The sequence below is a fragment of the Pedobacter sp. 01N416 genome, from assembly GCF_056399685.1.
In genome coordinates this window covers 1-7,999 of the sequence record NZ_JBFTRT010000204.1, presented here as the reverse complement: position 1 = coordinate 7,999, position 7,999 = coordinate 1, and the positions used below count along the sequence as shown (strand labels likewise).

Here is a 7,999-nt window from a genome sequence, read left to right as displayed (position 1 = left end):
GCAGACCACTTAAAGATGTATCCCAGATTAAACCAATTTGGTTAGCCCACTGCTTTTGACGGCTTTCAGTTTTAGGAAAAACATTAACCAGAAAATAATAACCTGTTGATGCTTTTTGCATTTGCACTTCTGTCAGATCATTTCTCTTTGGAAGATTAATAGTCAAACCATTTTTAGGCTGATAGTTGGTTTTATCGATCTGTCCAACATAGGTATTTCCATTGGCTTTTAAGTCAAAGCTGCCGTCTGGCTGTTCACCAAGTTCTGGTTTTATGATACTTTCAAAAACGGTAGTTTTTAACGAAAATTTTTCAATGGCCTGGTTATAATCTAATGGCAAATGATATTTTAAAACATTCTTATTATTAAAACTTAACTCTTCTTCATAACCTACAGTTATGGTTCTATTGCCATTTGCAGGTAGGGGATAAATCCTGGTACGGAAATTATTTCCTTCAACTTTTTCCAACAAGCCCGGATCTATCCTACGGCGTTCAATACTTTCGAAAACCTCCGTTGCTTTCGCTTTTTCTACCGGAACAGCCTCACGCATCTTTCCGTTTATATCTAAAGCATAACGGCTAATGCTTACTCCTTCGGGCATAGGGAATGTTAATTCGCCCTCTAAAATTCGGTTACTGTTATTGTGGAAGGTCATCGTCATTACCGTTTTAGCAATATTTCCGGTAATCTGCACATCAATATTTAACTTTTTAAGTTTAACAGCATCTTTTTGCTCGCTGGTTTCGGCTTGCTGCACCTTTAAAACAGGCATTTGCGCCTGAACAAAAAATATGGCCAATAATAGGGGAAGGGTGAGTAAGGTTTTAGATGGTCTCATAATGGTAATTTTAAATAGTGATGCAAAACCATTGGTAATTACATAAATTTATTTTCGAAGCTTCATCTTTTTTTGGTTTTGGAAGTAAAAAAACTCTTTTAGAAATATAAAATGGGCTTTTCAAAAAAAATGTAACATTTCTAAAAAAAATTGTTCTAATTATTAAAACTGAAACTATGTTAGTAACCACAACGCCTTCAGTTGAGGGCAGAAAAATCGTAAAATATATAGGTCTTGTTACTGGAGAAACAATTATTGGCGCAAATATTTTTAAAGATTTATTTGCTGGCATAACAGATATAGTAGGGGGCAGATCGAGCTCTTATGAACGCGTTTTACGAGAGGGAAAAGATACAGCAGTTAACGAAATGCAACAGTATGCAGCCGCATTAGGCGCAAACGCAATTGTTGGTGTAGATTTAGATTATGAAACGGTAGGCAGCGGTGGCAGCATGTTAATGGTGAGCGCCAATGGTACAGCTGTAATTTTAGAAGATTAAGAAATTTGCTTATTGCGAAAACTAAGCAAAAACAAGAAAGTCTTTCCGGTGCGGGAAAGACTTTTCTTTTTATATCCTGTTTTTCGATTAAAACGAAAGTATATCGATTAATTTAAGCCATTTAGAGCTCACTTTTTCTGCATTAATGTGTTTAATGGCATGATCAAAAGGAGTAAAAACAATTTCACGGTTAATCTGGCCAGCCATAACACCGCTTTCGCCATTAATTAAACCCTCTACAGCAGCAACACCTAAGCGGCTCGCCAGCACACGATCCATACAGGTCGGTTTTCCACCACGCTGAATGTGCCCTAAAACTGAAACTTTAGTATCGTAATGCGGGTATTTTTCCTGCAGAATTTCGCCAACCTTAAATGCGCCACCGGTATCATCACCTTCAGCAACGATAATAATTTTCGAGGCTTTATCTTTACGGCTATGCTCCAGTTTATGCAAAATGTCGTTTGCATTCATGTTTGCTTCCGGAATCATAATGGCTTCGGCACCAACACCAATTCCACTTCTTAAAGCAATTAACCCGGAGTCGCGGCCCATTACCTCCACTATAAAAAGCCTGTCGTGCGATTCGGCTGTATCTCTGATCCTATCCACCGCATCGATAACAGTATTAATGGCAGAGTCGTAACCAATGGTAAAATCTGTTCCGGCTAAATCGTTATCAATAGTGCCAGGCAAACCAACAATTGGGAAATCGAACTCTTTTGAAAAAATATTTGCGCCTGTAAATGTTCCGTCACCACCAATTACAACCAAGGCATCAATTCCATTGGCTTTTAGGTTTTCGTAAGCTGTTTTTCTGCCCTCAACGGTTYTAAAAGCTTCGCTGCGTGCGGTTTTTAAAATGGTTCCTCCGCGCTGGATAATATTTGCTACAGATTTGCGGTCCATAGGGATAAAATCATTGTTGATCAACCCTTCGTACCCACGGATAAACCCGGTTACTTCAATATCATAATAAATTGAGGCCCTTACTACAGCCCTGATTGCGGCATTCATGCCTGGCGAATCTCCGCCAGAGGTTAAAACACCAATATTCTTAATCTTATTCATTTGTTTGTTTCTTGGCAAATTCTGATAATCCATTGTCCAGATATTGCAAATATTTATCTATATTAAATTCTACTCCGATAGGAGGCGAAACTAATTCTTTTTCATCAGTACCCAAAAGTACATAATATGGTTGCGAAATGGTATTAAATCTTTCGGCCTGCAAATGTTTAAATTTTTTACCGACTGTATTCACTTTTGTGCCTAAAATTTTAGAATCAAATTGTTCAGCAACTGGTAAATCAGTTTTATCATCCGTGTAAAGCGACACAACAATATAGTCTTCTTTCAATTTTTTAAGCACTCTCGGGTCAGACCAAACTCTTGCCTCCATTTCGCGGCAATTTACACAGCCGTGGCCTGTAAAATCAAGGAATAACGGTTTTTTTACCTCCTTTGCATAAGCCAACGCTTCCTGGTAATCAAAAAATCCATCAATATTATGCGGAATGTGCAGGAATTCTGAATATTTCCGCTTTGGGTGGCTAGGAGTATTGGCTTGACTGGCGCCACCACCACTATCTTGTCCGATTACAAAATCCTGGGTTGACAAAGGCGGCACCAATGCGCTTACCCCTTTTAAAGGTGCGCCGAATAGTCCTGGCACTAAATATAATGCAAATACGAAAGTTGCTGTTGCAATAAATAATCTAGTCACAGAAACATAGGGAAGATCACTATCGTGAGAAAATTTGATTTTTCCCAATAAATAAACACCTAAGATTAACGCAAGTACAATCCAAATGGCCAAGAAAATCTCTCTATCCAATATGCCCCAGTGATAAGCCAAATCGGCTGTTGAAAGGAATTTTAAAGATAAGCCCAGTTCTAAAAAGCCAAGAAAAACTTTAATGGAGTTTAACCAGCCGCCAGATTTTGGCAGTCCCGTCATTAAACTAGGGAAAATGGCAAACATGGTAAAAATTACCGCTAGCGATAATGAGAAACCAAACATTACCACAACAGGTGTTAGCAAATCGGTATTAATGGCAACTAATGAGGTTCCGATCAGTGGACCCGTGCAAGAGAAGGAAACAACAGCTAAGGTTGCTGCCATGAAAAAGATCCCGCTTAAACCTTTAGCATCCGATTTTGCGTCAAGTTTATTTACAAAGGAACTTGGCAGGGTAATTTCGAATGCACCTAAAAACGATATGCCGAAAACAATGAGTATAAGAAAGATGAAAATATTAAAAAATCCATCGGTAGATATTTCATTTAATGCACTGGCGCCCCAGATCAAGGTAATAATTACGCCTAAACCAACATAAATTACAATGATCGATAAGCCGTAAATTATGGCACTTCTGATTCCTTTTGCTCTGCTTTCGGCTCTTTTGGTAAAAAAACCAACAGTAAGTGGAACCATGGGAAAAATACATGGAAGAAAAAAAGCGGCAATACCGGCCAAAAGGCCTAAACCAAAGGTTACCCAAAGCGATTGTTTCGGGGCATCCTTACCAGCTACCGCAGCTTTTTCTACTTTGGCTGTATCCTTTTTTAGGGTATCTTTTTCCGTTTTTACCTTGCTATTGGCTGCACTATCCTGTGCAGAACCTACTTCAGTAAAAACAATATCATCGGGAGGAGCAGTTGCTGTGGTATCCTGGGTTACCAGGGCATAACTCTTAAGGGCTGGCAATGCAATAAACATTGTAGCCATTAATAACAATAATAAAACCTTTTTCATTTGTGTGTTTTGTGTGTGTATTTTTTGAAACCGTGAAATTAAGAATAATTTTAGAAACGATTTTTTTTAAACCACTACTCCACGTAGATTTTACTTTAAAAAGAAACAGTCCCGAAAATTCGGAACTGCTTGTAAATATTTTGATGTCAACTATTTAACCGGAACGCTGAACTCAACTTCTTCTGGCGGAAGACATTGTTTATCGTTACAAACCATAAACTCCACTTTTCCTTTAACAGCAGTTGTACCCTTATTTAATTTCACCTTTTGCTGGAAAATCACTGCTTTTTCGAAATAACTTACATTCATTTTAAATGTACTTTCGTATTTAACAATTGCTTTGGGCTCGATTGTTTTACCAACCAGGCTAAAATCTTTAGAAGGGGCAAAAGTAAATGTAGTTTTTACCGGACCACCGTCTTTCACATTTTGCGAATAGATATGCCACCTGTCTTCGATTGTAGCCTTTAAATATATAACGGCTTCATCTTTACTTATTTTCTTTGCAGAATAAGCCCAGGTAACCGGTTTTTCGATTTGGGCAAATGCACCTGCGATGGTAAAAAGTACCATCGAAAGCACTAGGGTGGTTTTTTTCATTGTGTGTTTATTTTGTGTGTGTAAATTCTATTTCTTTAAAATTAAAGACTTTTAAGCCATTCTTTGTATCAACCGTTAGCCTACCATCATCTTCAACTCCTGTTATAGTACCTTCAAAAAACGCTCCATTTTGCATATATAACGCTGGAATATTAAAGTTATAAAGCCTTGAAAGGTAATCATTTTGTAAAATACTATATTTCCCAGTCCTCAAAATTAAGTAGTATTTTTCCATAAATATGAATAATTTATCCATAATATCCATTAAAGACACATCTCTTTGTAAAATTTGAATGACGGAAGTAGCACGTTGGCTAATACTATCCGAAAATTCGGATTGATTAATATTTAAACCAATGCCAATTACTGATGATTTAATAGAATTGCCTGTCAGTGTATTTTCGATTAATATTCCGCCTAATTTCTTATTTTGGTAATACATATCATTAGGCCATTTTACTTTTATCCCTCCCGGTACAAAGCAAGATAAAGCATCACTAACGGCTAAACTAACGGCCATATTTAAATAAAACTGTTTATTAAGAGGCAAAAAAGAAGGTTTCAAATAAATGCTTGTGCTTATATTTTTTCCTGCCTGTGTTTCCCAAACGCTTTCCTGCTGTCCTCTTCCGGCAAACTGATTATCTGCCATAATTACAGTCCCTTCGGCTAATGGCTCGGATTTTGACACCAAATCTTTTAAAAAGTTATTAGTAGAATCAACTTCTTTTAATTTGATTAAATTTTGACCAACAAATAGTGTCGAAAAAGTGTTATTTTGCAAGTGTTGAATTTATAATATTGTAATTCCAAAATTAAAGCATTTTAATGGTAAAAAAGAAAATAGTAGCCCTTTCTACATACCTTTCTGAGTTAGCTGTTCACGGCATACAGGAAAAAAAAGGAGAAGATATAGTGCGGTTAGATCTTAGAAATATTCATACCTCAGTGGCTGATTACTTTATTATTGCGAGCGCCAACTCTGGTACTCAGGTAAAAGCTATTGCTGATAGTGTAGAAAAAGAAATATACAAAGCCACTCAGGCCGATCCAAGACATAAAGAAGGTTTTGAATCAGCAGATTGGATTATTCTTGATTATTTCGATGTGGTTGTGCACATTTTTAAAACCGAAAAGCGCCACTTTTATGGCATAGAAGAACTTTGGGGGGATGCAGAAAGCACAAATTATCAAAGCGCATAACCTATAGAACCATTTTGACAAAGACAAATGAACGACAATCAAAATACCAACGAAAAACAAGGAAAAAGAATTCCAAATATTCCTAAAAAACCACAAAAAGGATCAAAATTTAATATTTTCTGGGTTTATGCAGCCATTATCATTGCGATTATAGCCGCACAGTTTTTATTTACTACCGATGGCGGTAAAGAGGTTACCTATCAAAAGTTTGAACAACAGATGTTACTTAAAGGTGATGTTCAGAAAGTTGTTGCCTATAAATCAGACGATTTAGTCCGTGTAGAGGTTTACATCAAAAAAGATAGCCTAAAAAAACCATTATACGATGCATATAAAAGTAATAACACTTTTAGTGTAAATAACACAGCTAGCCCTGTTGTATATTTCAATGCAGGTACGATGGATGGCCTTGACAAACAACTTGCCGATTCGCAAAAAGATCTTCCTGCTAACCAACCAAGGGTATTGGCGGAAAAAACCAGTCGCAGCAATCCGTTAGCAAGCTGGTTCTTAAGTATCATTTTACCTGTGTTGCTTTTAATCGGTTTCTGGATCTTTATGATGCGCAGAATGGGCGGTGGTGCTGGCGGTGGCGGTCAGATTTTCAGTATCGGAAAATCAAAAGCAACTTTATTTGATAAAGAAAGCCAGGTAAACATTACGTTCAACGATGTTGCAGGTTTAGAAGAAGCAAAAACAGAGGTAATGGAAATTGTAGATTTCCTAAAAAACCCTAAAAAATATACCGATTTAGGTGGAAAGATCCCTAAAGGTGCTTTACTTGTAGGTTCGCCGGGTACTGGTAAAACCTTGTTGGCTAAAGCTGTTGCAGGCGAGGCTCAGGTTCCTTTCTTCTCTCTGTCAGGATCAGATTTTGTAGAGATGTTTGTAGGGGTAGGTGCATCTCGTGTTCGCGACTTATTTAAACAAGCAAAAGATAAATCGCCATGTATCATCTTTATTGATGAGATTGATGCTATTGGCCGTGCCCGTGGTAAAAACGGTGTAATGGGTGGAAATGATGAACGCGAAAACACCTTAAATCAACTTTTAGTTGAAATGGATGGTTTTGGCACGAATACACACGTTATTATCTTAGCTGCCACTAACCGTGCCGATGTATTAGATAAGGCATTATTAAGAGCAGGTAGATTCGACAGACAGATTTATGTTGATTTACCGGATGTTATCGAGCGTAAACAAATTTTCGAAGTTCACATCACTCCGCTTAAAAAATCAGAAGAGCTTGATACCGAATTTTTAGCAAAACAAACGCCTGGGTTCTCAGGAGCAGACATTGCAAATGTTTGTAACGAAGCGGCATTAATTGCTGCCCGTAAAAATAAATCGGCAGTTGATAAGCAAGATTTCTTAGATGCTGTTGATAGAATTGTAGGTGGTTTAGAAAAGAAAAACAAAATCATTACACCAGCCGAAAAACGCGCTATTGCGATACACGAGGCTGGTCACGCCACAGTAAGCTGGTTGTTAGAACATGCGGCGCCTTTAGTTAAGGTTACTATTGTACCACGCGGACAGAGCCTAGGTGCAGCCTGGTATTTGCCTGAAGAACGCTTAATTGTTCGCCCTCACCAAATGCTTGATGAAATGTGTGCAACTATGGGTGGTAGGGCAGCTGAAAAAGTGATGTTCGATACCATTTCTACCGGTGCACTTAGCGATTTAGAGAAAGTGAACAAACAAGCCAGAGCAATGGTTACCATTTATGGTTTGAACGATAAATTAGGAAACATTACTTATTATGATTCATCTGGTCAGAACGAGTATAATTTCTCTAAACCATATTCAGAGGATACCGCTTTAACTATCGACAAAGAAATTTCGGCATTAATTGAAGGCCAATACCAAAGAGCAATTAGTTTATTGGAAGAAAATAAAGATAAATTGATCCAATTGGCTGATATCCTGATTGAAAAAGAAGTTTTATTTAAAGACGATTTAGAAGTGATTTTTGGTAAACGATTATTCGAAAACCAAGGAGAAAGCGGAACTCCCGGACATATTACTCCGGTAGAAGCATAAATAATAATTTCTATTATTACATTTGCTACCCTAGTTTAATTATTAGGGTAGCTT

Annotated in this window: 8 protein-coding genes; 3 read left to right on the top strand and 5 right to left on the bottom strand. The window is 37.4% G+C overall.

Features of this window, described 5'->3' with window-relative positions:
• Positions 1-841 (bottom strand): VIT domain-containing protein (locus AC1DND_RS13035; RefSeq protein WP_477582163.1); only part of this gene is annotated, 841 nt, incomplete at its 3' end.
• Positions 842-1,017: 176 nt separating this feature from the next.
• On the opposite strand from AC1DND_RS13035, the gene AC1DND_RS13030 reads away from it, so the two are divergent.
• A complete protein-coding gene (locus AC1DND_RS13030) occupies positions 1,018-1,341 on the top strand; it encodes a heavy metal-binding domain-containing protein (RefSeq protein ID WP_029274899.1) in 324 nt (107 codons plus the stop codon).
• 87 nt (positions 1,342-1,428) lie between these two features.
• Here the strand turns inward: AC1DND_RS13030 and pfkA are convergent, their stop codons facing one another.
• The 4 genes from pfkA to AC1DND_RS13010 all read right to left on the bottom strand — a co-directional run bounded on the left by pfkA (position 1,429) and on the right by AC1DND_RS13010 (position 5,483).
• Positions 1,429-2,412, bottom strand: coding sequence for a 6-phosphofructokinase (gene pfkA / locus AC1DND_RS13025; protein WP_477582161.1), 984 nt, complete (start codon positions 2,410-2,412; stop codon positions 1,429-1,431).
• Positions 2,405-4,099, bottom strand: coding sequence for a protein-disulfide reductase DsbD family protein (locus AC1DND_RS13020; protein WP_477582159.1), 1,695 nt, complete (start codon positions 4,097-4,099; stop codon positions 2,405-2,407). Before AC1DND_RS13020 ends, pfkA begins: the two co-directional genes overlap by 8 nt.
• 150 nt (positions 4,100-4,249) lie before the next feature.
• On the bottom strand, positions 4,250-4,699 hold the full coding sequence (locus AC1DND_RS13015) for a protein-disulfide reductase DsbD domain-containing protein (RefSeq protein WP_477582158.1): 450 nt from the start codon (positions 4,697-4,699) through the stop codon (positions 4,250-4,252).
• Between the two features lie 7 nt (positions 4,700-4,706).
• The gene (locus tag AC1DND_RS13010) at positions 4,707-5,483 is read right to left on the bottom strand and encodes a biotin--[acetyl-CoA-carboxylase] ligase (RefSeq protein ID WP_477582156.1); all 777 of its coding nucleotides are present in this window, start codon (positions 5,481-5,483) and stop codon (positions 4,707-4,709) included.
• A 44-nt stretch (positions 5,484-5,527) separates the two neighbouring features.
• Between AC1DND_RS13010 and rsfS the strand changes: the two genes are divergently transcribed.
• A complete protein-coding gene (gene rsfS / locus AC1DND_RS13005; RefSeq protein WP_057930976.1) occupies positions 5,528-5,902 on the top strand; it encodes a ribosome silencing factor in 375 nt (124 codons plus the stop codon).
• A 27-nt stretch (positions 5,903-5,929) separates the two neighbouring features.
• Positions 5,930-7,945: an ATP-dependent zinc metalloprotease FtsH gene (gene ftsH / locus AC1DND_RS13000; RefSeq protein ID WP_215165229.1), complete on the top strand. Its 2,016-nt coding sequence runs from the start codon at positions 5,930-5,932 to the stop codon at positions 7,943-7,945.
• The last annotated feature ends 54 nt before the right edge of the window (positions 7,946-7,999 follow it).

Bases quoted from the DNA above. Each gene is read 5' to 3' on its own strand.
- AC1DND_RS13020 (WP_477582159.1), bottom strand. From the start codon at position 4,099: ATGAAAAAGGTTTTATTATTGTTATTAATGGCTACAATGTTTATTGCA.
- rsfS (WP_057930976.1), top strand. From the start codon at position 5,528: ATGGTAAAAAAGAAAATAGTAGCCCTTTCTACATACCTTTCTGAGTTA.
- AC1DND_RS13015 (WP_477582158.1), bottom strand. From the start codon at position 4,699: ATGAAAAAAACCACCCTAGTGCTTTCGATGGTACTTTTTACCATCGCA.
- AC1DND_RS13030 (WP_029274899.1), top strand. From the start codon at position 1,018: ATGTTAGTAACCACAACGCCTTCAGTTGAGGGCAGAAAAATCGTAAAA.
- ftsH (WP_215165229.1), top strand. From the start codon at position 5,930: ATGAACGACAATCAAAATACCAACGAAAAACAAGGAAAAAGAATTCCA.